Here is a 24,355-nt window from a genome sequence, read left to right as displayed (position 1 = left end):
ACGGGATTGGATTGAGCCCATCCTGCCATGGGGCTCGTTGACCCTATCCTGCGATGGACGCCCGAAAAAGGCGGCGTGACCCGTCAGGTATGCAGCAGGTGCCTCAATGGCCGGCTAGGCGATCGGGACGGGATTGGTCATCCCTCGTCAACCGCTCTATCCAAGCGTTCGGGCGATCCATCGACATCAAGGGCTGCGAGGCAGGCCTCGGCGATGTCACGGTTCGGGGTGTCGCTTCCCGGCATGGTTGCCCAGCCCGCATCTATCAGCGCGTTGCGCCGCTGAAAGGTGGATGCAGCGCGGATGTTTTCCAGCTGGGCCGCCCGCGCCGGATCCCTGCGCGCCAGGTCGAGGCAGACGGGAACCATGGCGGCGACGACATCGTTGTCAGACAGCTCCATCGCCCTGTCGTTCGCGGTCCCGTCGGTCACCCAGCCGCCCCAGGTAAAGCCGACGACGCCGACGAAGATCGCGCCGATCACGGCGCCATAGGCACCGGGTTTCAGCCATTCGGGAGCATTCATTCAAGGTTTTCCTTCGGGTAAAGCGCCGCTTCGCCAATCCTTGCGGAAGGCGCGCGTCGGTGGCGCATGGCAGTGGCCAGATCGACCGAATTGAGCGGTCGGCGTTTGCTTCGGCCGACCTTTCGACTTTTGCCGGGCAAGGTCAGGTAGGCCGCCGTCCACTGAAACGCGACCTTGCCGCGCCCTCCGATGGTCTCTTCCTGAAGCAGAAGCTCGTAGGGTCCCGCCGGTAGTTCGTGCGGGTATCCCGACAGCGTGAAAGGACCGGGATAGTTCACGGTCAGATGGGTCGAACGCATGCCGATCTCCTGTTCATGAATTGAGGGCAGGGCGCGTGGCAATACATTGGCGCCGCTGTCCATGTCCGGCGTCGGCCAATGCCAACGGACCTGGTGTTGTACCTCGGGATCGTCGGTCGCGTGCTGACGCAGGTTAGTCCCGGCCTGCGAAATGTGGGCAACCCGACGCGCATCGAGGCACCGGCTAAGACAGGCTGCGGCACTGACCTGTGTAAGCGCGTCGGACCCGATCCAGGGTTAACATGGAAGAAACGAGGGTGAGCTGCGCCCTTGTAACCAACAAGGGGAATGAAGATGACGAGAACCAGTGATCTCAACCCACATCCTCTGGAATTCGAACGCTTTCTCTACGCGCCTGTCGGCGAGGACAGGAGAGGATACGTCGTGACCGTTCTGTCGACACTGGCCAGGCTGGGTCTCGATCCGTGGAGCGAAACCGCGGAACTCGCCACGCTCGGGCGGGATGCGGCCGGCACGCGGCTGGGCGCCCTTCTGTCGAGGTTCGGGGATGTCCCCGCGCTCGTGAGCGACCACGGTACCGTCGCACGGGAACTGAGCATGCTGCTTCCGGACGCCTCCCCAACGCACTCCATGAAACGGGCGACTACCACGGTTGCCCCTGGCGGCGCTCCCTCGCGCGGCGCAGTCTGGACGTTGGTCGCGATCATCGGCGCAGGGGTGCAATCGCTGTTCGCCCGGAGGCCGGGACCGGACGAATGACCGTGTCCGCGCCGAGCGCGATGATCCCCGGACAATGCGTCAACCAAGGCAGCGGTCCTGCCAGAAGGGGAGCCAGGAGTCCTCCGGGAAACGGCTGCTCTTCCATCGCCGCCTCGCCACCTCGCGGGGCGGTTCGTTCATTTCAGAAGCGGCCCGGTCTCATCGAGATAGGCGGGATCGAACCCGGCGAGTTCCACCAGACGGCCATAGTCGTGAAACGCCACATGGCCCTCCCGTACGGTCACCAGACCGTCTTCGCGCAGCTGCCTCAGGACGCGGTTCACGTGGACCGCGCTCAACCCCAACCCATCGGCGAGCTGATACTGCGTAAGCGGGCAGTCATATCCCTCCTTGCTGCCCATGCCCACCAGCGTCAGCCTAGACCCCAGTTCCAGCAGGAAATGCGCCAGGCGGGCCTCGGCGTCGCGACGACCAAGTCCGACAAGATGCTCGACCAGCATCGCCTCGTCCCGTGATGCCGCCCACAGGATGGCCGTGGCGAGGCGCGGCGTCTGCGCGAATGCTTCGAGAAGATCCGACGCCCAGACTTCGGCCGCCTCGATATTCACGATCGGCTCGAAGCTGTGGTCCGAGGTGCGCAACAGAACGCTGCGCAAGCCGAGGAAATCCCCGGGCACCTGGAAATCGACGATCTGGCGCGTCCCGTCCGGCTGGATCTTGTAGGAGCAGACCCAACCGGACAGGAGGATGTAGGCGGCTTGCTGCGATTGACCCTGGTGCACCATATCCCGCCCGGGGACGAAGGACCGCCTGCGTCGATGCAGGTGTTCGAGCGCGGCCAATTCGACGTCGGACATCGTGACGAAGGCCGAAAGCTTTCTGGCGAGCGGGCTGGTCTGGACTGATGTCATGGCCATTGCCGTCCGAGTGCGGGGCTTTGGCCCGAATTGGGCCCAACAAGCTTTGGGTCAGCGCACCATACAGGTATTCCCGGAAGTTACACGGATGTATCGGATCGTCACCACGACCCGTTGCACGACCCCACCGAAGGGGGGCGGCGGCGCAGGAGCGCTTGCTCTCGAAGGTTCAGAACCCCTGTCGGCGGAGTTCCGCGGCGATGAGCGTGCGGGACGGACCATCCTGCGTCGGAAAGGCGGTGAAATAGTCGGCCGCCGACGCATCGGGCTTCCGGCGCCGGACCTCGTTGCGCCAGCGTGCCGCCTGCTCGTTTTCGCCCGCCAGCCCGTAGGCGACGACAGCGATCATCCCGATCAGATAATGTGCGCCCGGGGTCCCGGCGGCGCGCCCCGCCCAATGCGCCGCGGCCACGTAGTCCTTGCGCTGAAGCAGCATCTGCGCGCGCACGCCGTGCATCCCGTAGAGAAGAGGATCAAGCGGACTGAGCGTGAGGGCCGTATCAAGCTCGTCCAACGTCGATCCGGCATCCCCGACGAGCATCGAGGTGAAGGCCGAGGCGTAGTACCCCTGCGCATAGTTCGGGTTGAGGGTCGTGGCGCGGGACAGCCACAGGCGCGCGCCGTCGAGTTCCTGGGTGAGCCAGTGGGACCGTCCCATCGTGAAATTCACGAAGGGGTCGAGCACGTCGAGTTCGAGACCCCGTTCGGCATGCCGTCGCGCGGCGGCCTGCGCCGCCGGCACGTCCGGAACGATCCGGAGGAAGGCATCGATGAAGCTCGTGAAGGACAGTCCCGCCTGCGCCCGGGCAAACGCAGGCTCAAGGGCTGCGGCCTTCTCGAAATGGACGCGCGCGGCCGCGTTGTCGCGCGCGGTGAACCGGTAGAGATGGCGAAGGCCGAGGTGGTAGTTCGCCCAGGCGTCGAACTTGTCCGCGCCCGACAGTTGCGCAAGCCGCGCCTCGTTCTCCGGAACGACGATCTCGAGCGCGGCGACGATGTGGTTAACGATCCGCGCGCGAAGATCGTCGACCTCGCTTATTCCGGATGTTAGGCGATCGGCCCAGATGATCTCGCCCAGGCCGCTGTCCGAGAGCTCCAGGGTCACCGACAACGCGTCTCCGCTTGTCTCGAGGATGCCCGACAGAACATACCGGACGCCAAGCGCGGTCGCGGCGAGGTCGACGTCGGGCGCCGGCTGCCGGAACCGGAACGACGATCCGCGGGCCGTGACCGATAGCCAGCGCAGCCGCGAGAGCGCCTGTATGATCTCGTGGGGGATGGCATCCGCGAGGATGGCATAGGCCTCGTCCACGGCCAGCGGCGCCAGCGGAAGCACGGCGATCGATGGCCGGCCGGTTCGCGCGGCGTCCGGTCCTTTGCTGGGTTCGCGCGGCTCGGGTCGGGCCGGAGCATCTTCGGACACATCGGGGAGGAACCGGAATCCGCGGCCGTGCACGGTGCGGATCACGTCCTGGCGTGTGCCGTCGTCGCCGACCGCGGCGCGGACCGACCGGATGCGGCTCGAGATGCTTGCGTCCGAAACGGCGGTGCCTTTCCAGACGGCCTCTGCAAGCTCGTCCCGCGTGACCATCCGGTGCCGGTTCCTCACGAGGTGGACAAGCATGGTCAGCACTTGTGGCTCGACCGGCACCCGCTCTCCGCGGAGCGTGAGTTCGAACCGCTCGGGGTCGAGCCGGAAGGCACCGAAGTCCCAGACCATGTGGGAACATACATCGGAAACCTCCGGTCTCTGCACGAATTCTTCATCCTTCGATCAAGCATCCGATATCCCGACGCGTAGGTTGCCAGTGTTCCGAGTGCTTTCGGGACGGGACACCAACCCTGGAGGACGCGATGAATGCCATCGAAACCAGACGGTTCGACAATGCGGACCAGATCCTGGACATGAAGGACCGCGGCGGTATCGCCATCCTGAAGATGACCGACGGTTGCACGGGCATGCACGCGATCTTCGAGCCCGGATGGACATGGGAGGCCGACGAGAAGCCGCTCCTCGGCTCACCCGACTCGTGCCCCATGCAACACACCGGTTACTGCATCTCGGGTCATCTCGTGGTTCGGATGATCGACACGGACGTCGAGACGCACATCCGGAAGGGCGACTTCTTCGACATCCCGCCCGGGCACGATGGCTACGTCTCCGGCGACGAGCGCGTTGAACTCATCCTCTTCGCGCCACCCGACCACCAGCATTGAAGGAAATCGACATGGACGCGATCACTCAGCGCACGACCTCGGGACGCGGGCGGCTCTACGACTCGATCCTCGAAACGATCGGGAACACGCCGGTCATCCGGGTCAACAATCTCGCGCCGGACGGCGTCAGGCTCTACGTCAAGGCGGAGTTCTTCAACCCGGCAGCTTCCGTCAAGGACCGCCTCGCACTCAACATCATCGAGACCGCGGAACGCACGGGCGCGCTGAAGCCCGGGCAGACGATCGTCGAGGCGACAAGCGGCAACACGGGCATCGGGCTGGCCATGGTCTGCGCGCAGAAGGGTTATCCGCTCGTCGTCACCATGGCCGACAGCTTCTCGGTCGAGCGGCGGCGGCTGATGCGGATGTTCGGCGCGAAGGTGGTGCTGACGCCCCGCTCCGAGAAGGGCACGGGCATGTACATGAAGGCCGTGGAGCTTGCCGAGACGCATGGCTGGTTCCTCGCCCGCCAGTTCGAGACGGAGGCCAACGCGGACATCCACGAGGCGACCACCGCCCGGGAGATCATCGGCGACTTCGCTGGCGACCGGCTCGACCATGTCGTGATGGGCTACGGGACGGGCGGAACGGTGGCGGGCATCGCGCGCGTGCTCAGGAAGGAACGGCCCGAGACACGGATCGTCCTCAGCGAGCCTGCGAATGCGCAACTGATCGCAAGCGGCATCGTTCAGAAGCGCGGCCCGGACGGATCACCCGCCGAAAGCCATTCGGCCTTCGAGCCGCACCCGATCCAGGGTTGGACACCCGACTTCATCCCGAACGTGCTGCAGGAGGTGATCGACACCGGCGGGTTCGACGACCTCGTCCCTGTGACGGGCGCCGAGGGCATGGCCTGGGCAAGGAAACTCGCCAGGCAGGAAGGCATCCTTACCGGCGTCTCTGGCGGGGCCTCCTTCGCCGTCGCGATGGGCATTGCGGAACGGGCGCAGCCGGGGACCGTGATCCTGGCCATGCTGCCCGACACGGGCGAGCGATACCTTACCACGCCCCTCTTCGAGGACATCCCCGAGGACATGGACGACGAGGAGAAGGCCCTGTCGGAGTCCACGCCGGGCTATCGGCTCGGTTGAGAGAAGCAGGGGAGGAAAGGCGTATGGAACTCTACATGATCCGGCGCACGAGCGCCTGGGCGGAGACGTCGGAGCTTGAAAGGACGGCGGCAGAATCGGCGCGGATCGGGAACGAGGAGATGCCCGACAAGGTCCGCTGGATCAGGTCCTGCGTGATCAAGGAGGCCGACGGGCGGCTCGGGACCTGCTGCATCTACGAGGCGGTGGACGGGGACGCGATCCGCGAACACGCCCGCTGTGTCGGGATGCCAGGGGACGACTTCCTCCCGATCGCCGCCACCGTCGTCGTGCGGCCCGATCCGGGCTGAGGTCCGACAGAAGAAGAAAGCCGCAATCGTTCTCCCGCCGGACAGCGGCGGGAGGGCGCGGAGACATGGCGCGAGGTCACCAGATGAAGAGCGATCCCAAGTTCGATGATGCCCTCACGCTCGATCCCGGCGACTGGACCGAGTTCCGCGCGGTGGCCCATGCCGCCATCGACGATGCGACGGACAGGATCCGGACGCTCCGCGACGGACCCGTCTGGCAGCCGATGCCGGAAGACGTGCGCGCCGCCTTCTCCGGCCCCGTCCCTTCCGGGCCCCAGTCATTGCGCGAGGTCTACGAACAGGTCGCAACGCAGGTCATCCCCCACGCCATGGGCAATGTGCACCCACGGTTCTGGGCCTGGTACATGGGCGCCGGCGACCTTGCCGGGGCGCTCGCCGACTTCCTCGCGGGTGTCGATGGCTCGAACCTCGGCGTCGGCGATACGGCGGCAAGCCTCGTGGATCAGCAGGTCACCCGCTGGATCCGGGAGATGATGCGATTTCCGGAAGGGGCGAGCGGCGCCCTCGTCTCGGGGGGGACGATGGCCAACATCATCGGCCTGACAGCGGCGCGCAACGCCATGGCCGGCATTGACCTCAGGAAGCACGGCCTCGCGCAGATGGAGCGGCCGCTGGCATTCTACGCCTCCGATCAGGTCCACAGCTGTCACCACAAGGCAATGAACCTGCTGGGCCTCGGCGCGAATGCGCTGAGGCACATACCGACGGACGACGGCTACCGCATCGACGTGCGGGCCTTGCGGGATGCCATCGCGGCCGACAGGAAGTCAGGCATCAAACCGGCCTGCGTCATCGCCACGGCCGGGTCCACCAATACGGGCTCCGTCGACGACCTGAATGCCATTGCCGACCTCTGCGCGCGCGAACGGATCTGGATGCACGTCGACGGCTGCATCGGGGCGCTCATCGCCATCGCGCCGCGGAACGCGCACCTCGTGGACGGGATCGAGCGGGCCGATTCCCTTGCGCTTGATCTCCACAAGTGGCTGCACGCGCCGTTCGATGTGGGCTGTGTCCTGATGCGCGACCGCGCCCGGCACCGGTCAACATTTGCAGAGAACGCGGAGTACCTTCAGCCCGCCACGCGCGGTCTGGCCGCCGGTGAGTTCCTGCACGATTTCACGCTGGAGACCTCCCGGGGGTTCCGGGCGCTCAAGGTCTGGATGATGCTCAAGCACCACGGGGTCGAAATGTTCGGCCGCCTCATCGATCAGAACATCTACCAGGCGCGGTATCTGACGGGCCTTGTCGAGGCGGAGCCGTCGCTGGAACTGATGGCGCCCACGGCGACGAGTGTCGTCTGCTTCCGCTTCAATCCCGGCGGGTCGACAGAAGACGCGTTGCGCGCGCTGAATACCGAATTGCTTTTGAGGCTCCAGGAATCCGGGCTTTGTGTCCATTCCGATACCACCCTTCGGGGCCGCTACTGCCTGCGGGTGGCGTTCTGTAACCATCGGACGCGTCCGTCGGATATCGATGAACTCGCGGCCGCTGTGCTTCTGCTTGGAAACGAGCTTCTCCAGGCAAGCCGATCCATTCCCTGAAGCACCTTGCGTGGCGTCCGTTGGGGCTGCCCGTCAGGCACGGGCATCGTACGGACAGGTGGCGCGGCAGTGGCGGACGAGCCTGTGCTCTCGCTGTCAGGTCCGACCGCAAGCACGCAGGCGGCCGTGACCTACGGCCCTTACGTCCGGGCGGAACTGGGCGGCATGGTGCCCGAGCTTGCGGACGGGAACTGGCTTCCGCCAGGGCCGGCTGATCCGCGGATCTTCTTCGATCTCGACGGGGACAATTCCGGGCTTGCCGCAATCGCCTTCGGCTTCGACTGGCAGAACGGGTTCAGGGGCGACCTCTCCATCATGCACACGGGCAGCATAGGGTTCTCCGGCCCGTGTTCCTCGGCATCGGACGGCTCGCCTTGTGACCGGCCTCCCGCGATTCAGGCGCATGCGGACATCACGGATGGATCGGTGCGCTCGACCGCCGTCATGGCCAACCTGTTCTATGCGCCGCTCGAAGCGCGCGGGTCCAATTCCCGCTTCCAACCCTTCGTGGTCGGTGGGATCGGGATGTCCCGCAACACGGTGGAATCCTGGACGCGGTTCAACCTGGATGCCGGAACTCCGCCCGGTAGCGGGCCGGCCACCCGTGTGTTCGGCGAAAACAGCGAGAACCAATTCGCATGGTCCGTTGGACTTGGCGCATCCTGGCAGCTGACCGAGCCCGGCGAACGGCCGATCCTCCTCGATGTTGGCTGGCGCTACTACGACTTTGGCACGGCAGAGGGTGGCAGCACCGCCGATGTCGGCGCCGGCATCCCGCGCCAGCCGCTGAACTTCGACCCGACCTCGCAGGTGTTCTCGATCGGGATCCGGATACCGCTGCAGCGGTACTGACCGTCCGATCCGGCATGGAGTTCCTTCCATGTCCGCTCCCTCCGCCAAGGGGACATCTGACGCTTCTTGTCAGATGTCCCATCTGAGCGCGGGGCGCTCGTTCCCGGATCCGCATCGGGCGACTTGGGTGGCGGAGGGCGTAGCTTTGCCGAGAGGCCTCCTGATCATCCATTCCATGCGTCTGCGGACGTTCACCATCGGCGGGCCAATTGCCGTGGCCGAGGCCGATCACGCTTTGAACTGAATGCCAGAGCCCGAGGTCCCGCGCTGCGCTTGACCTCACCACCTGAGGCCTGAACCGACCAGGCTCCAGAGTGGTCTCAGGGCAGCATCATGCCCCGGATCATGAAGAAGAACATCGCTGACAGGACCGCTGCGACGGGGACCGTGATGATCCAGGCCGCAGCGATGCGCAGCAGCAGGTTTCGTTTGACGAGTTCGATCCGGTGAACGCGTCCCAGGCCTCGCCGTTCCTGTTTTCCGAGCAACCGCTCGGCGGCCGCCTGCGCCTTGATCTCACGGAGCATGTCGCCCTTGGTGGCGACATCCGCCGCTTCGAACTCGGCCAGGAACTCTTCGATCTCTTCCGGGTCGCTGTCCGCATGATGGTCGCGGATCTCGTCGAGCATGCGCGCGTAGCTCGACTTGATGTATTCGCGCAGAAAGCCGACGCCGAATACGCCACCGACCGCGATATGGGTCGAACTGACCGGAAGCCCCAGTTGAGACGCGATGATGACGGTGATTGCGGCCGCCATGGCGATGCAGAAGGCGCGCGTCTTGTCGAGTTCGGTGATCTCGCTGCCGACGGTCCGGATCAGTTTCGGGCCATAAAGCGCAAGTCCCAACGCGATTCCGATCGCACCGACCGCCATGACCCAGATGGGAATCTCGGCCGTGGTGGAAATTCCGCCCTCGGTGATGGCTTCGTTGATCCCGGCCAAAGGTCCGACCGCATTGGCGACATCGTTGGCGCCATGCGCAAAGCTTAGAAGGGCCGCGGCGAAGATCAGCGGCAAGGTGAAGAGTTCGTTGACGCTGGCCTTGGTGTTTTCCAGCTTCGACGTCATCCGGGCGATATGGGGCCGCATGACCACGTACACGAGAACGGCCACGACCCCCCCGATCAAGAGCGCCGCAGGGAAGGAAACGGCGATGATCTTCTTGACGCCCTTCAGCATCAGATAGGTCGAAAACGCCCAGGCCATGACCGCCACCAGAACCGGCACCATGCGGTTGGCGGCCGTCAGAACGTCCTGTTTGTAGGTGATCGAGCGTTTGATGAGAAAGAGAAAGCCCGCCGCGATCAGTCCGCCCATCAAGGGGGAAATCACCCAGCTTGCCGCGATCTGACCCACCACGGACCAATCCGCGATATTCCAGCCCGCGGCCGCGATCCCCCCGCCAAGAACGCCGCCGACGATCGAATGCGTGGTGGAGACCGGCGCGCCGATGGCGGTTGCGAAATTGAGCCAAACGGCCGCCGCCAGGAGTGCCGCGATCATGATCCAGATAAAGGTGTTCCGGTCCGCCACGAGGTCGGGATCGATAATCCCGCTCTTGATCGTGCCCACGACATCCCCGCCCGCGATAAGCGCGCCCCCTGCTTCGAAGAAGGCGGCGATCAGGATGGCCCCGGTCAGGGTGATTGCGTGCGAGCCCACGGCGGGCCCGACGTTGTTCGCCACATCGTTGGCGCCGATATTCATCGCCATGTAGCCGCCGATCATCGCGGCGGCGACCAGGAGAATGCCGTCTGTGCCCCCGTCGGTCCTGACGATGGTGAACAGCATGATCCCGACGATGAAAAGCAACGCCGTTCCGAACCTGAACAGTTCTTCCCGGTTTCGCTGCGTTGCGCTCTCGATTCTTTCTGTTCTCATCATGGCATGGCCCCCCACCGTCCGCGATCGAGACCGGATCATCACAGACCTGCCGAACGCCAATATGAGCCATGTCATGGACGGCACATTTCTCCGTCTCTAGGTCCTTGAATTGCAACACCCCCCAAGGAACGACTCCCGGTGGCACGAAAGATCGATCTGGTCGCATCGAAAAAGGACGCTCGGGCCACGTCCGGGCCTGTCCGCCCCGTGATGGTCCGGGCTGGCCCGTCGTCGTGACGCGCTATTACCTTCCCATCATCATCGGAGCGCTTCTGCTGACGTTCTGGGTCAGTCCCGATGCGCAGGAGATCGCTGCGGGCGTTGCGATCTTTCTCTTCGGGATGTTGATGCTCGAAGACGGGTTCAAGCTCTTCGGCGGAGGCGCATTGGAGCGGGTTCTCGAACGCGCCACCAGTTCGACGGCCCGGGCGATCTCATTCGGGATCGTCTCGACCACGCTCTTGCAATCCAGTTCTCTCGTCTCGGTCATCACCATCTCGTTCCTGAGCGCCGGCCTGATTTCGCTTGTCGGGGGCGTCGGGATCATCTTCGGCGCGAACATCGGGACGACAACGGGCGCGTGGCTGGTTGCGGGGCTTGGGCTCAAGATCGACATCGCGGCCTACGCCATGCCCATGATCGCCCTCAGCATCGTCCTGGTGTTCCAGAAATCCAGGCCGCTGCGGGGCATCGGTTACGCGCTTGCCGGGCTGGGTTTTCTATTCCTTGGCATCCATTACATGAAAGAAGGCTTCGACGCCTTCAAGGACCAGATCGACCTGACGCGTTTCGCGCTGACGGGATTTCTTGGGCTGTTCGTCTATTCGCTGGTCGGCACAACGGCGACCGTCATCCTGCAGTCGAGCCACGCCACGATGGTGCTGATCCTCACCGCCCTGTCGGCCGGGCAGATCAGCTACGAGAACGCACTGGCCCTGGCGATCGGGGCGAATATCGGAACGACGATCACCGCGATCCTGGGCGCCCTGGGCGCGAATTTCCAGGGCAAGCGGCTGGCGCTGGCGCACCTGATCTTCAACACCGTGACGGCGCTTGTGGCGCTGGTGTTCATCGCGCCCTTGCGCGACGTTGTGGACTGGATCAGCGATCTGGTCGGCATCGCCCCGGACGACTTCGCGATGAAGCTCGCCGTGTTCCACACGATCTTCAACGTGCTGGGCGTCGCGCTGATGCTGCCCGTCCTGAACCGGCTCATTGCGTTTCTCGTGCACCGCATCGTCGAACCGGTGCCGGACGTGAGCCGCCCGCGCTACCTCAACGAGGCGGTGGACGAATTCCCTCAGACCATCGAAATCGCGCTCCGCAAGGAGGTGCTGCACCTCTACGAGAACGCGGTCGAGTTGATCCTGCATGGCCTCAACCTGCATCGGGACGAGGTCTTCGCGACCGACAACGTGGCCGACCTGGTGCGCCGCAGCCGGACGCCGTTCGAGCTCGATCTCGATGAAAGCTACGAACGCCGGGTGAAGACGCTCTATGCCGGCATAGTGGAGTTCACGACACGGGTCAGCGACAAACGGGTCGATCCCGACATCGCCGAACGGGTCTACGCGCTGCGCGACGTGGCCAGCGATATCGTCAAGGCGGTGAAGTCCGTGAAACACCTGCGCAAGAACATTCTGCGCTACACGGTGCGCAGCCAGGGTGCCACGACCGAGCTTTATGACGGCCTCCGTACCGAGATCGCACGGATCACCGTCGAGATCAGAAAGCTCGGCCTGAGCGAACCCGAAAACCGCAGCGCGCTGTGGCTCGATCAGGAACGCGCCCAGATCGAGGAGGATGCCCGCATGACATTGCAGCGGGTCGATGCCCTCATCCGAAAACGCGCGCTGAACGCCAACGCCGCCACGTCGTTCATGAACGATTCCGGTTATGCCTATGGGGCCATGCGGGATCTGATCGAGGCGGCGCGCAGCTATTATATCGAACGGGACAGCGCGATGGCGGAGGTGGAACAGCTGCTGTCGCTCGACGATGACGAACTCAGCGAGGCGGTCACCGAACACACCACAGAACCGCAGTGATGGCCCGCCGGACACCACCGTCACGGAACCGTCACGAAACGCGGTCAGGGTTGCGCCTGGAGCGCGATGGGAGAAGCGTAGATGGGTTTGAAAAAGCTGGCCGAGAAAGTCGAAGACTACAACGCGCGTCTCGAAAGCGGAAAGGCGAGCAAGATCAAACCGGCCCACGTGGAGAAGGTCTTGCAGAAGCTCCGCGTCAAGGCAGCCGAGTTGGAGGCCGAAATCGCGGCCGCACCTTCTGCCGACAAGAAGGCACGACTTGAGGGAAAGCTTGCAATCGCGCGCACCCATATCGCGCGGGCGGAGTGGTTGCTGGAAAAGCTGGCCTAGTCGTCCGGCAGGCGCATGTTCAGAACGGTCGTGTTCGGCGGGTCTGATACCTGTCCGGATGGATCTGGCAGATGCGGCCGGCTGGGTCACTTACAGCATGCGGGCCTGCCCCCTGGGTGATCTGATCGCAGTGCCGGGCGATTTCTGCCGGGAGGGCGGGGCAGGCCTCCTCCAGCCAACCCATCGTATTCAGCTTATCCCCATGTCTCCGATCGGGTGGAATTGCGAAGCGCGGAACATTCGTCTCTTGCGTGAAGTGGCAGGCTCGAATTCGGCGGAGTGACGTTCGCGGAATCGGGAGACCGCGCCGATTGCCGGCGCACCCATGCCTGTATCGGCACGGGAGAGGGGGAACATGGGAGAAACCGTCGGCTGCTTCGACATAGTTCCGGTTGTTCTTTTCGGTCGCGTGGATCCGGGCGGTCATCGCGGTATTGGCAGATGTCTTTCGCAGCCGCGATAATGGCGCTTTGCCCGAGGCATTTCGGTTTTTATCATTCTGAATCGGTACCTTGTCGCTCTCGCCTGTATAATCCCGCGGGGAGATCGCATTGATCGGAACGAGATCGATACGGCCAGGAAAGCCGTGGACGCGCCGCGCGATCATTTCCGCGTTCTGGTCGGTACCTGACCGGCGACCGGGCTTGAAAAGCTTGCAGCATTGAAACGGGCGGGGATACTTACAGAAGAGGAGTTCTTGACCCAGAAGGCGCCGGCACAGAGTATCAGATCTGCCAGCAAGGCGAACGGCCAGTCCGTCCGACCGAAAAGGGCATCGCATGGAAGCAAGATCGATTTGGCAGATTGACGGCAACGTGCCGCTGGGCGGATGCCCTGCGCCTCAGGTCGACAGACCATTCGCCAACACGTTCGCTCCGCCGCTTCGCGAAACGGAAGATCGATTTCCCGCCGGGGCTGACCCAAATCAAGCTGCCCCGGTGCGTGAGTGGAGGCCCCGGTTCATTTAATTCCATGGCCGCAGGGCCGTCCTCACAGAAGGGGGTATCGAAATGACATCACGCTCAAGCCTGCTTGCATTCGGGATGGCTTCATTGCTCGTTCTGACGGGATGCGCCGGAACGGGTGAGCGCCAGAGAGACGGTGCCATCATCGGCGGTCTGTTCGGCGGATTCCTGGGCGCTACCGCGGATGACGAGGATCGCGGGCGCAATGCCGCCCTCGGGGCCGCTGCCGGGGCCATGGCTGGCGGCATGATCGGCTCGATGCTGGACGCCCAGGCAGAGGATCTCAGGTCGTCCCTCGAAAACGACGGGATCATTGTCACGAACACCGGTGAATTCCTGATCGTGACCCTGCCGGGCGGACTGCTGTTCGATGTCGATAGTGCCGCCATACGCCCGGCGGTCGAGGGTGACCTCGCGGCGGTGGCACGCAATCTCATCGCATATCCCGACAGCACGGTTGAGGTCTTGGGCCACACGGACGACACCGGGTCGGCGACATACAACCAGGGCCTGTCAGAGCGTCGCGCCGAGGCCGTTGCCGGCGTCCTGGTCCGGCAGGGTGTCGCGGGCGCACGCGTTCGGTCGATAGGTCGCGGCGAGACGCAGCCGGTTGCCGGCAACGATACGCCGGAAGGCCGGCAGCAGAACCGCCGTGTCGAGATCTTCATCCGGCCCAACGCCTGAGGTGCGCCTGATGGAGAACCCAAGCCTGATGTTTGAGACCGTTTCCTGTGAAGCTCCTCGTGGCCTTTGCGATGGGGGGCGGCTCAGGCGAAAGGCGTCGTCACACATGACGCAATTTGGCATAGGCCATTCGCGTTGCCCCGCTCCTGTCTCCGGCCCGCGCACGGCCGGATCCTGCTAACCCCCAAACCGGAGACTCAGTCTTGATCCGATTTCTGATTTCGACCGTCGCTTACCTCGCCGCCAACGCGGTCGGGCTTCTCGTGGCCGTGCTGCTCCTGCCGGGCTTTGTGATCGACCCCCTCGCGTTCGTGATCGCGGTCGGCGTCTTTTCCCTTGTCCAGACCGTGCTGGGCCCGCTGATCACCAAGCTCTCGTTCAAGAACTTCCCGCAGTTGATGGGGGGTATCGCGCTGGTGACCATATTCGTCGGCCTGTTCGTAACCGACATGATCATGGCGGGGATGGAGATCGGCGGCATCTCGAACTGGCTGGCCGCGACCCTGCTGGTCTGGCTGGGCAGCCTGATCGCGTCGATCCTGTTGCCGATCTACGTCTTCAAGCAACTCGCCGAAAAGGCCAGTGAAAACAGGGGCCGCGGTTCAGCTTGACGGCCCCGCTGACGGGACACTCGAAAGGAAGATGACATGAAGTACTGGTTTCTTTGGCTGATCGTCGGCGTCCTGTCCATCATTGCCGGGATCACGGCCTTCGCCAATCCCTTTGCCGCGACGCTGACGGCGGAATTGCTTGCCGGCTACATGTTCACGGCAATCGGCATCCTCACCCTCGTCTCGGCCTTCCAGGACCAGGGGTGGGGCGCGCGCATCTGGGCGGTGATGCTTGGGTTGGTGCTGACGGTGTTCGGCTTCAACCTCATCGCGCACCCGCTGGAGGGGGTTCTGCGTCTGACGGTGATCGTGGCGACGCTGATGATGGTGATGGGCATCTTCCGGCTCGCCATCGCCTTCACATCCGTCGCGGCGGGTGCGCGTGGCTTCCTGATCATCGCGGGCCTGATTTCCATCGCGCTGTCGGTGATGATTTTCTCCAATTTTCCATGGTCCAGCGCCGTGGTCCTGGGGATCTTCCTTGCCATCGAGTTGATCTCGAACGGCATCTCGATGGTTTTTGTCGCGCTGGACCGCCGTAATCCGGAAAACGCGTGAAAGCGTCGATGCCGGCCGCTTTTTTGGTGGGGCCATCCTGGTGCAAGGCGTTCCGGTAGGGGTGTGGAAGAAGCCATGTCGTTCCGACGTTCGATGCCGCGCGTGACGCGTGTAGCGCTGGCGATCACGGCCGCCTTGCTGTTGCAGACAGCCCCCGGCGCCGTGGCGCAGCAGGAGGACGGCACCGCCGCCGAAGGCTCGGCACCCCACAATGTGCCCTACCTGACGAACCGCGACCGGACCGGTGACGCGGATCCGCGCCGCTTCTACGGCGACGAGCGTGGCGCCTTCGATGCCGGGTATTGCGAGGTCTCGGAACGGCGCCTGGACATCCTGACGCCGGTCGCGGAGGCGGTGCCCTTCCGGGTTCCCGAAGAAATCCTGCGCGTGGCGGATGTGCGTCCCGTTCCACTCGACGACCTGCTCACGGCGCTCGCCGAAAGCAGCGGCGACGCTGCTCCGCTTCTCTATACCCACGGGTTCTACATCGATTTCGAAAAGGGTTGCCGCAGGGCCGCAGTGCTGCAGGAGAATGCCGGGCTGGAGGGGCGGTTCATGTGGTTCAGCTGGCCGTCGGACGGAAGCCTGCTGAACTACACCCACGACGAGGCCGATCTGTATTGGAGCGTGCTGGACCTCGCCGAGACCATCAGTGCCATGGAGGACCGGTTTGGACCAGGTCGGGTGAACCTCGCGGGGCATAGCCTCGGGGCCCGGGGCATGGTGCTGGCGATCCATGATGTCGCGGCGCAGCGGCCCGACGTGAGACTGGGCGATGTCGTCCTCCTGGCGCCGGACATGGATTTCGACGTGTTCGCACGTCTTTTGCCGCGTATCCGTCCGATCGTGCGAAGCATCACCATCTACGTCGCCGACGCCGACCGTCCCCTCGCGCTATCGGAGAAGGTGCATGGCTATCCCCGCCTCGGGCAGGCCGGCAACGATGTCTCGCAACTGGACGGAGTCGAGGTGATCGACCTGAGCGATCTCCAGGTCCGCAGCCCGACGGGGCATCTCTATCACGTCTACAACGCCGAGGTCGGCGCGGACATGGACCAGCTGCTGAACCAGGGCTTGCCAGCCGCAGAGCGCCAGAACATGCTACGGGTCGGACCCAACCTGTGGCGCTTGCAACGGCCGGACTGAGACGGGAAACTCGGGCGACGGGCTTTGGCGACGTGAGTATGGGGCAGCGACCCCGCGCAGGGTGATGACCGGCACCATTGCGCAATCGGGTGCCGCTTCCCGGAGCCGGGTAAGGAACGGACCGTGCACTTGATCCGAACCATCTTCTACGGGTTGCGCGACGTCTGGCGCGACGAGCGGGTGCGCGGCCTCCTGCTTTTCGCGTTTTCAATGATCGCGTTGGCGACCGTGACATTCTGGCTGCTCGAGGACTGGACCCTGCTCGATGCCGCCTTCTTCTCGGTGGTCACGATTTCGACCGTCGGTTACGGCGAACTGGTGCCGCAGACCGTCGTGGGCAAGCTTTTCGCGATGTTCTACATCCTCGTGGGGCTGGGCGTCTTCGTCGCGGCGGCCAGTGCCGTGGCCGAGGCCCTGATGCGCAGGCGCGAGCAGGATCGCGACCGTGATCCGTGAGGCATCCGCGGGCTGCCAAGGTCGGGGGCGCCGTCCACCCGCCACCGGCGGCCAGGTCACAGGAAGTCCAGCCAACCGCTTTCCGGGTTCTCGGCGCAAAACGCGCCCCACTCCAACGCGAGGGTGCCGTAGGTCACGCCGCGCGCCATTGCTGCCCCCTCGATCAGGGTCGATGCGAAGAGAAGGCGCAGCGAAAGGTCTGCCGGCACGTCGGCTGCCGCCTCCGCAGGCGTGGTGAAGAGCGGAATGACATCGGAACAGCGTGCTTCCTCGGTAATCCAATGCCGCGCGTCCAGCACATCCGTAAGGGCCAGGGTGTCGGCCATCGCCACACCAGGCAGAACCGCAATCGCAAATGCAAAGCGCCGCATCGTGTTTTGTAAACCTCCCGGTTTCGAAATGGACGCGAGACTGCGTTCGCGGGAGCCCGCCATTCCTCCAAAATCTACGTCAGCCGTGCCCCCCTTGTCTATCGCCCGGAATTGCGGATCGCCATGTGCGGGCCAGTCGGACAAAGAGTTCGATCCTGTTTGAAACGGCCTTCGCAAATGATATTCCGATCAGGCGGGACGGCGAATGAAAGGACATCGTGGGTTTCATGATTGAAGAAAACACGGCCTATTCGATTGACGGCCACCTTTTTCATTTCACGTCCAGCATCGATCCCGCTTTGGAAGTGGGGGGATATGTGAACCTCGACCGGGATGGCGAAGCGTCGTTCCTGGGCCAGATCCTCGACATCGACATGCTCGACGCGAGGGCCGGAACCATGCGGATCGCCGGTCGGGGCGAGATCCGGGCTGTGACCGACGGGACCGAGATCATCGACGAAAAGCCGGCCCCGTTCGGCGCCGCGCGGCTTGTTCCGGCCGACCCCAAGCTCGTCCTTTCCCATTTCGGAAAACTGCGCGGCAAGAAAGCGGGCCTCGAGATCGGCAAGATGCGCCGCGTTTCCGGGGGGGCGCCGGCCACGCTTCAGGCGGCCGGTTTCGGCCGGCACACGCTGGTCTGCGGTCAATCCGGGTCCGGCAAGACATACTCCCTCGGGGTCATCCTCGAACGGCTTCTGCTGGAAACGAACCTCCGGATCGCCGTGCTCGACCCGAACTCCGACTACGTCCGTCTGGGCGAGCTCGCCGATGCCGGCAGGCTGGGCATGGACCCGACCGCCCATGCCGAGCTTTCAGGCCGTTACGGCGCGGCGGTGAACGGGCTTTCGGTTCATGGAACGCGCCCCGGGCAAAAGCCTCTGCGCTCGCGTTTCGGCCGGCTTCCCCTCGCGCAGCAGGCTCTCGTCCTGGATCTCGATCCGATCCGGGACGCCCGCCAATACAACGTCTTCCGGCGGATCATCCGCGAGATTGGCAGCACGGAATACACGCTCGGCGATGTCCGTCAGCGGGCGATCGCGATGTTCGACGAGGGCGCGCGCGACCTCGCCATTCGCATCGAGAACCTCGATGTGGAGGATCTGGGTATCTGGGCCCCCACGGGAGAACCCGCGATGATCGATCTCGTGCCAAAGGACTGGCGCGCGCTCGTCCTCGACCTTGGAAGCCTTCCCTCGGCCGGAGAACGGTCGATGATGGCCGCAAGCGCCGTCGCGCATTTCTGGCAAGCGCGCCACGACCGGCAGCCCACGCTTCTCGTGATCGACGAAGCCCACAATGTCTGTCCCCAGACCCCGGCCGACCGTTTCCAGGCGATGGCCGCCGAGGAACTGGCGGCGATCGCCGGAGAGGGGCGCAAGTTCGGCCTCTACCTCCTGCTCGTGACCCAGCGTCCGCAGAAGATCCATGTCAACGTGCTGTCCCAGTGCGAGAACCTCCTCCTGATGCGGATGAATTCCACAAGCGATATCGACCACCTTGCGACGGTCTTCTCACATGTACCTTCCACGCTGATCCGCCAGGCCTCGACCTTCGGTCTCGGCGAAGGTCTTGCGGCGGGCCGTATCGCGGCGGATCCCATGCTGTTCCGTACCGGAACGCGCTATTCCGTGGAGGGTGGCAGCGATATTCCCGCCAGATGGGCGGAGCATGGCGGAAGCTGACTGACCCGGCGCGGTGCCGCGCGGTATCGCGTCCCGAAGGAATGGCGGCGCCCCCGTTGGCTACCGGGCGAATCCAGGCCGGTCTGGTCGGCCGCTTCATCTGCCGCGGCCGCGCCCTCTCCGTACCAGGCGAACCGATATGGGTCTCTGGCGGGAGGGGCGGGCCAGGCCCGGGATTGACGCCGGCGCTTTTCCCGCCGGAAGAAAACGGCTTCCACACTGCAGCGCCAAAGGGCAAGCTTACCGTGACGACCAATACGGAGAGCCGAGCACATGGACGCGGCAGAGTTTGCCATTGGTGCTGTCGCCGTTTCCTTTGCCATAGCGCTCGCCGCCCTCATCCCGGCGGTGCTGCGTCTGGCCATCTTGCCCGCGGTCGTCCTTGAAATCCTCTTTGGCGTGGCGATCGGGCCGCAAGGCATGGGCCTCGTCCATCACAACGAGATACTCGACGTCCTGTCGGAACTGGGGCTGGCCATCCTGTTCCTGATCGCGGGGCTCGAGATCAATCCCGGCCAGGTGCGCGGCGCGCCGACCCAGCTTGCCCTGCGCGGCTGGGTCCTGTCGCTTGCGATCGGTCTTGTCCTGGGTTTCGGCGGTCAGGCGCTGGGCCTGTTCAGCGGCGGCGGGTTCGTCGCCATCGCCATCGCGACAACCGCGATCGGGGCGTTGATGCCGATCCTGAAGGACGCCGGGTTGCTTGCGCCGCCCTACGGTCCCTTCGTCCTCGCGTCGGGGGCGGTGGGTGAGGCGTTGCCGCTGGTTGCGTTGTCGCTGGCCCTTGCGGGTGTCGCGGGGTTCGGAACGCAGAGCGTCGTGCTGGTCCTCTTCGCGGCGACCGGCCTTTTGGCGATTGCCCTTGCGGGGCGCATCCGCCAACTGCCGTTGCCGCCCCTGTTCCATGAGACGATGAGCAGTTCCGGGCAGTTCCCGATCCGCTTCGCGGTCTTTCTCACCATCAGCTTCGCGCTGTTCGGTCAGAGCCTCGGGCTCGACCTCGTCTTGGGGGCGTTCGTCGCCGGCGCGGTGTTGCGCACGCTTCTGCCCGAAGATCTGCATGACGACCTGATGCAGCGCCTGTCGGCGGTCGGCTACGGGTTCCTGATCCCGATCTTCTTTGTGACCTCAGGCACCGAACTCGACATCGCGGCGCTGGCAGGTTCGCAGACCGCGATCGCGCTCGTTCCGGTTTTTGTCCTGATGATGCTCATCGCGCGGGGCGTACCGGTGCTTATCCTGTTCCGGGGCGTTCTCGGGATCCGGCAGCGGATCGCTCTGGCCTTCCATTCGGCGACGCAGCTGCCCCTGGTGGTCGCCATCGCCGCCATCGCGGTGGAGCAGGGGGCGATGCCGGGCTGGTGCGGCGCCTCGCTGGTGGTGGCAGGTGTCGTGACGGTGATCGTGTTTCCAGGCTTGGCCGCGCTTGCCCTGAAGACCGGCGGGACCAGGTCAGGCTGACAGCGGTCGCTTGTTGCAGCGAGGTTGCCATGCGATCCTCGGAGACGATCGAGAAGGAAGGGAGTTGCAGATGGCGGACCGCAGCCTTGGGCGAAGCGTCAAGAGCCTCCTCCTCGCGCTTCTGAATGCCACCCTCCTCCTCGCCGCGATCTGCCTCTGGCTTGCCTGGGGCGCTCTGTCCTCGGCGGAGCGTGTCGCCGGGCAGATCAATTCGGCGGCCGAAACGGTGCTGCCTCTGCGGGCCGAGATCGTCACCCTGACCGCGGAGATCGCTGCGACCCGGGCGGAACTGGCCGGGCTTCGAGCCGATGGCGTAACGGAGCGCGCCGCGCTCGATCAGAGGATCGCGGGAGTGGAGGCCGAACTGGCCCGGCTGACGGCCGCCGTCACGGCGCTTGGAGTGGACCCCGAGGCGCTGATCGATCGGGCGGTCACGTCGGCCTTCGACGGGCTCGGCGCTACGGTGGCCGACCTCCTGACCGGCCTGCGGCGGGACGGGGCCGAACCGGACAGCTGATCGCGGCGCGCACAGAGGAGCGGGCCGAACCCAGCGCGCGCCGGGCGACATGGTCGGCGCTGGTCTGCAACCCGGCACGCCCGCCCGGAACGCGTGCAGCAGGCACTGTCCGGCCTCTTGCGACAGTCGTGAACCGATTGGCTTTGTGGCAACCGGATACACTTGTAAGCCCGCGGCCGGGCCTGTGCGCCCCGGGAGTTGACCCACCGAGGTTTTGCTTTCAGCCTCGGGGCAGGTACGAGCCGAGAGTTGGATGACGCCTTGAAGAATGCACCGTTCCTGAACCTCGTACTTGCGGTGGTCCTGGTCATCGCCGTCGGCTGGCTGCTGGTGGCGGGACGCCAGATCATCCTGCCGATCGTGACGGCCGTGATCTCGGTCTATGTCATGATGTCCGCCTCCGACATGTTGGCACGTCTGCCGGTGCTGAACCGAGCGCCACCGATCCTGCTTCGCGCACTGGTTCTGCTGGCCTTCGCGGTCGCGCTCCTCGCGTTCGCCGTGGTCGTTGCGGGAACCGTGCGGGACATCGGCGCGGCGCTGCCGGCCTACCAGCAGAACATTGAAACCATGGTCCAGGCGGTGGCACAGCGGTTCGACCTCGAGAGCCAGACGCTTTGGGAGGAGATCCGCGCCGTCACCCTCGACCAGATCGACATGCAGCAGCTCCTGCTGGCCGCGCTCGGCGGGTTCACGTCGGTGGGGATCACGGTGTTCCTGGTCGTCATCTACGCCGGCTTCCTGATTGCCGAGCGCGGGGCATTCCCGGCCAAGATCTCGGCGGCCCTGACCGATACCGAAAGTGCCTCGAAGACCCTGCGCGTGATCACCGACATCAACGAGCAGATCAGCCAGTACCTCGCCGTCAAGACGCTGATAAACCTCATCCTTGGTCTGATTTCCTTCGCGATTCTTTGGCTGCTCGATGTCGATTTCGCCCTGTTCTGGGCCATCACCATCGCGCTTCTGAACTACATCCCCTATGTCGGCTCCTACCTCGGGGTCGCGTTCCCCGTGATCCTGTCGCTGGGGCAGTTCGCGTCGTTGCAGACGACGCTGATCCTTCTGGCGATGCTGGTGGCGGCGCAGACCTGGGTCGGCAACGTGCTGGAACCGCGCTGGATCGGGCGGCAGCTCAACATGAGCCCCTTCGTCGTGCTGGTCGCCCTGTCGGTCTGGGGCGCGCTCTGGGGCATTCCGGGCGCGATCCTCGCGATCCCCATGACCTCCATCCTCATCATCGTGACATCGAATTTCGAGTCGACGCACTTCATCGCCGTCCTGCTGTCCGAACGCGGCGAAAAGGCCCCGCCTGATCCGAGTCCTAGGGATGTGGGCTGAGCGACGCAGAGGGTTGCCCCAGCGGTCGGTCGCGTGTCACATCGGGTGCAGGTCGATCCACGTCGGGAGGGGCGCATGCGGTTTCTGAGGGCGCTTCTGAAAATCGTCGTTGTGCTGGTGCTGGCCGTGGTGGTGCTGCGCCTGACCCATCCGCTGCCCGATCTGCCGGGCGGAGAGGCCTCGGCCGCCATCCCTGCCAGCGCCGACACCCAGCTCGGGGCGGCGATCCTGCCGCTGATGGCCCGGCACGAGGGCCTGAGCGGGGTGGTGCCGCTGGCCGACGGCCGCGATGCGCTGGCCGCCCGCATCCTGCTGGCGCGCGCGGCGGAGGAAAGCATCGATGTCCAGTATTACATCTGGCAGATGGATACGACCGGCTGGCTTCTGCTCGACGAGTTGCGCGCCGCGGCCGAACGGGGCGTCCGCGTCCGGCTCCTTCTCGACGACAACGGCATCCCCGGCCTCGACAACGTGCTGTCCGCCCTTGATGCGATGGAGAACGTCGAGGTCCGCATCTTCAACCCGTTCACGATGCGCAGCCCCAAGCTGCTGTCCTACGCCTTCGACTTCTTCCGCCTGAACCGGCGGATGCACAACAAGTCGATGACGGTGGATGGCATCGCGACCGTGATCGGCGGGCGCAACATCGGCGATATCTACTTTGCCTATGGCGAGGGCACGGCCTATTTCGACTTCGACGTGCTGGCGGTCGGGCCTGCCGCGGCAGACGTTTCCGACAACTTCGATGCCTACTGGACCAGCGGCTCGAGCTATGCCGCCGCCGATGTCCTGCCCGCCTCCGAGGGCGGCCTAGAGGAGATGGCGGCCGCCGTCGCCGAGGCCGAGACCAGCGCCCGCGCATCGGCTTATGCCGCCGTGGTGGCAGAGGCGCCGGTCCTGTCCCGGGTGCTGGCGGGCGAGGACGTGCTGGAGTGGACCACGGTCACCCTGGTGAGCGACGATCCGGCCAAGGGCCTCGGGCAGGCCGCGGAGGACGGTCTGCTGATCGATCAGCTGCCCATGCTGATCGGCCGGCCCGAACGGACGCTCGATCTCGTGTCCGCCTACCTGATCCCGGGCGAGATCGGCACCGCGCAGATCGAGGGCTACCTGGCCGACGGGATCCGCACGCGCCTGGTCACGAACTCGCTGGAGGCGACCGACGTGCCGGTCGTGCACAGCGCGTGGATCGGGTATCGGGATCGGCTCGTGCGCGAGGGCGCCGAAATTCTCGAGTTGCGCTCCCGCCCCGACCGGCCCGAAGGCGCGTCGCTGCTTCAGCTTCTCACCGGCTCGCAATCAAGCCTCCATGCCAAGACCTTCGCCGTGGACGGGGAGCGCATCTTCATAGGATCGTTCAATTTCGATCCGCGCTCGGCCAGCCTGAACACCGAGATGGGGTTCCTGATCGACAGCCCCGAGATCGCGACCGCGCTGTCCCGGGCGCTCGATGCGACCGAAACCTTCTTTCAAGTGAGTGCCGGTCCTGACGGTGCGATCATCTGGACGGAGACCATCGAGGGGGGCGAAGTAGTCACCTTCGACCGTGAGCCCAATACTTCCGCCTTCCAGCGCGGCATGGTCACGTTCATGAGCTGGCTGCCGGTCGAGTGGATCCTCTAGTCAGCGCGAACTTTCTCGCGCAAGGACGCCGTCAGGGCGCGTTGCCATCCTCGGCGGCGCGGCCCGACGCAGGATCACGGCGCGAAGCCAAGTTGCGTCTCCGCCGCGACGATCAGGATGTCATCCGCGTCCGGAAGCGGGAGCGGACAGGACGCGACCGCGCGCCGCGCAGGATGCCCGGCCTTCCGTGAGCTTCCAGCGGGCTTCCGCCGCCGGATTTGCAAT

25 protein-coding genes and 1 pseudogene are annotated in these 24,355 nt (G+C 64.9%); 20 read left to right on the top strand and 6 right to left on the bottom strand.

The annotated features are described in order from the left end of the window. Positions 1–137 precede the first annotated feature (137 nt). Both N8I71_RS09160 and N8I71_RS09155 read right to left on the bottom strand, forming a co-directional pair. Positions 138–524: a hypothetical protein gene (locus N8I71_RS09160; protein WP_262877668.1), complete on the bottom strand. Its 387-nt coding sequence runs from the start codon at positions 522–524 to the stop codon at positions 138–140. Continuing rightward, on the bottom strand, positions 521–886 hold the full coding sequence (locus N8I71_RS09155; RefSeq protein WP_262877667.1) for a hypothetical protein: 366 nt from the start codon (positions 884–886) through the stop codon (positions 521–523). Before N8I71_RS09155 ends, N8I71_RS09160 begins: the two co-directional genes overlap by 4 nt. 231 nt (positions 887–1,117) lie before the next feature. Here N8I71_RS09155 and N8I71_RS09150 point away from each other — a divergent pair, with 231 nt between their 5' ends. After that, a complete protein-coding gene (locus N8I71_RS09150; protein WP_262877666.1) occupies positions 1,118–1,543 on the top strand; it encodes a hypothetical protein in 426 nt (141 codons plus the stop codon). Between the two features lie 137 nt (positions 1,544–1,680). Here the strand turns inward: N8I71_RS09150 and N8I71_RS09145 are convergent, their stop codons facing one another. Together N8I71_RS09145 and N8I71_RS09140 are read right to left on the bottom strand one after the other, a co-directional pair. Continuing rightward, positions 1,681–2,415 carry a Crp/Fnr family transcriptional regulator gene (locus N8I71_RS09145; RefSeq protein ID WP_262877665.1) on the bottom strand — a complete coding sequence of 245 codons (735 nt, stop codon included), beginning with the start codon at positions 2,413–2,415 and terminating at the stop codon, positions 1,681–1,683. 175 nt (positions 2,416–2,590) lie between these two features. Beyond that, on the bottom strand, positions 2,591–4,177 hold the full coding sequence (locus N8I71_RS09140; RefSeq protein ID WP_262877664.1) for a winged helix-turn-helix domain-containing protein: 1,587 nt from the start codon (positions 4,175–4,177) through the stop codon (positions 2,591–2,593). Positions 4,178–4,275: 98 nt separating this feature from the next. Between N8I71_RS09140 and N8I71_RS09135 the strand changes: the two genes are divergently transcribed. The 5 genes from N8I71_RS09135 to N8I71_RS09115 all read left to right on the top strand — a co-directional run bounded on the left by N8I71_RS09135 (position 4,276) and on the right by N8I71_RS09115 (position 8,454). Further along, complete coding sequence (locus tag N8I71_RS09135) at positions 4,276–4,638, top strand: cupin domain-containing protein (protein ID WP_262877663.1); 363 nt, start codon at positions 4,276–4,278, stop codon at positions 4,636–4,638. A gap of 11 nt (positions 4,639–4,649) precedes the next feature. Continuing rightward, positions 4,650–5,729: a PLP-dependent cysteine synthase family protein gene (locus tag N8I71_RS09130; RefSeq protein WP_262877662.1), complete on the top strand. Its 1,080-nt coding sequence runs from the start codon at positions 4,650–4,652 to the stop codon at positions 5,727–5,729. 23 nt (positions 5,730–5,752) lie between these two features. Continuing rightward, complete coding sequence (locus N8I71_RS09125) at positions 5,753–6,037, top strand: DUF4242 domain-containing protein (protein ID WP_262877661.1); 285 nt, start codon at positions 5,753–5,755, stop codon at positions 6,035–6,037. Positions 6,038–6,120: 83 nt separating this feature from the next. Beyond that, positions 6,121–7,602, top strand: coding sequence for a pyridoxal phosphate-dependent decarboxylase family protein (locus N8I71_RS09120; RefSeq protein WP_262877660.1), 1,482 nt, complete (start codon positions 6,121–6,123; stop codon positions 7,600–7,602). A gap of 69 nt (positions 7,603–7,671) precedes the next feature. Further along, positions 7,672–8,454, top strand: coding sequence for an outer membrane protein (locus tag N8I71_RS09115; RefSeq protein WP_262877659.1), 783 nt, complete (start codon positions 7,672–7,674; stop codon positions 8,452–8,454). 320 nt (positions 8,455–8,774) lie between these two features. Here N8I71_RS09115 and N8I71_RS09110 read toward each other — a convergent pair whose 3' ends face one another. Then, on the bottom strand, positions 8,775–10,340 hold the full coding sequence (locus N8I71_RS09110) for an inorganic phosphate transporter (RefSeq protein WP_454824044.1): 1,566 nt from the start codon (positions 10,338–10,340) through the stop codon (positions 8,775–8,777). On the opposite strand from N8I71_RS09110, the gene N8I71_RS09105 reads away from it, so the two are divergent. From N8I71_RS09105 to N8I71_RS09070, 9 genes and pseudogenes are all read left to right on the top strand, one after another. Continuing rightward, complete coding sequence (locus N8I71_RS09105; RefSeq protein ID WP_262877777.1) at positions 10,246–10,440, top strand: hypothetical protein; 195 nt, start codon at positions 10,246–10,248, stop codon at positions 10,438–10,440. The two genes, N8I71_RS09110 and N8I71_RS09105, sit on opposite strands and share 95 nt — an antisense overlap. Positions 10,441–10,573: 133 nt before the next feature. Continuing rightward, a complete protein-coding gene (locus tag N8I71_RS09100; RefSeq protein ID WP_262877657.1) occupies positions 10,574–12,388 on the top strand; it encodes a Na/Pi cotransporter family protein in 1,815 nt (604 codons plus the stop codon). Between the two features lie 81 nt (positions 12,389–12,469). After that, on the top strand, positions 12,470–12,718 hold the full coding sequence (locus N8I71_RS09095) for a hypothetical protein (RefSeq protein WP_262877656.1): 249 nt from the start codon (positions 12,470–12,472) through the stop codon (positions 12,716–12,718). 649 nt (positions 12,719–13,367) lie between these two features. Continuing rightward, positions 13,368–13,526 (top strand): annotated as a pseudogene (locus tag N8I71_RS20610) (hypothetical protein); the annotation flags it as partial. Positions 13,527–13,761: 235 nt separating this feature from the next. Next, positions 13,762–14,367, top strand: coding sequence for an OmpA family protein (locus N8I71_RS09090; protein ID WP_262877655.1), 606 nt, complete (start codon positions 13,762–13,764; stop codon positions 14,365–14,367). A 203-nt stretch (positions 14,368–14,570) separates the two neighbouring features. Continuing rightward, positions 14,571–14,978, top strand: coding sequence for a phage holin family protein (locus tag N8I71_RS09085; RefSeq protein ID WP_262877653.1), 408 nt, complete (start codon positions 14,571–14,573; stop codon positions 14,976–14,978). Between the two features lie 36 nt (positions 14,979–15,014). Then, a complete protein-coding gene (locus tag N8I71_RS09080) occupies positions 15,015–15,536 on the top strand; it encodes an HdeD family acid-resistance protein (RefSeq protein WP_262877652.1) in 522 nt (173 codons plus the stop codon). 75 nt (positions 15,537–15,611) lie between these two features. Beyond that, positions 15,612–16,682: an alpha/beta hydrolase gene (locus tag N8I71_RS09075; protein WP_262877651.1), complete on the top strand. Its 1,071-nt coding sequence runs from the start codon at positions 15,612–15,614 to the stop codon at positions 16,680–16,682. Positions 16,683–16,811: 129 nt separating this feature from the next. Beyond that, a complete protein-coding gene (locus tag N8I71_RS09070) occupies positions 16,812–17,138 on the top strand; it encodes a potassium channel family protein (protein WP_262877650.1) in 327 nt (108 codons plus the stop codon). A gap of 56 nt (positions 17,139–17,194) precedes the next feature. Here N8I71_RS09070 and N8I71_RS09065 read toward each other — a convergent pair whose 3' ends face one another. Next, positions 17,195–17,464, bottom strand: a complete 270-nt coding sequence (locus N8I71_RS09065; RefSeq protein ID WP_262877649.1) for a hypothetical protein — start codon at positions 17,462–17,464, stop codon at positions 17,195–17,197. Positions 17,465–17,736: 272 nt separating this feature from the next. Here N8I71_RS09065 and N8I71_RS09060 point away from each other — a divergent pair, with 272 nt between their 5' ends. The 5 genes from N8I71_RS09060 to N8I71_RS09040 all read left to right on the top strand — a co-directional run bounded on the left by N8I71_RS09060 (position 17,737) and on the right by N8I71_RS09040 (position 24,130). Further along, complete coding sequence (locus tag N8I71_RS09060; RefSeq protein ID WP_262877648.1) at positions 17,737–19,191, top strand: ATP-binding protein; 1,455 nt, start codon at positions 17,737–17,739, stop codon at positions 19,189–19,191. Positions 19,192–19,464: 273 nt separating this feature from the next. Beyond that, positions 19,465–20,649 (top strand): cation:proton antiporter, encoded by a 1,185-nt coding sequence (locus tag N8I71_RS09055; protein WP_262877647.1) that lies wholly within the window; start codon positions 19,465–19,467, stop codon positions 20,647–20,649. 70 nt (positions 20,650–20,719) lie between these two features. Further along, complete coding sequence (locus N8I71_RS09050; RefSeq protein WP_262877646.1) at positions 20,720–21,166, top strand: hypothetical protein; 447 nt, start codon at positions 20,720–20,722, stop codon at positions 21,164–21,166. 261 nt (positions 21,167–21,427) lie between these two features. After that, positions 21,428–22,507: an AI-2E family transporter gene (locus tag N8I71_RS09045; RefSeq protein ID WP_262877645.1), complete on the top strand. Its 1,080-nt coding sequence runs from the start codon at positions 21,428–21,430 to the stop codon at positions 22,505–22,507. Positions 22,508–22,582: 75 nt separating this feature from the next. Continuing rightward, the gene (locus tag N8I71_RS09040; protein ID WP_262877644.1) at positions 22,583–24,130 is read left to right on the top strand and encodes a phospholipase D family protein; all 1,548 of its coding nucleotides are present in this window, start codon (positions 22,583–22,585) and stop codon (positions 24,128–24,130) included. Positions 24,131–24,355: the final 225 nt, after the last annotated feature.

It is taken from the genome of Roseicyclus sediminis, from assembly GCF_025515305.1.
Taxonomy (GTDB): Bacteria; Pseudomonadota; Alphaproteobacteria; order Rhodobacterales; family Rhodobacteraceae; genus Roseibacterium; species Roseibacterium sediminis.
Note: the sequence above shows the minus strand (reverse complement) of the source record. Positions and strands in the feature narration are given on the sequence as shown.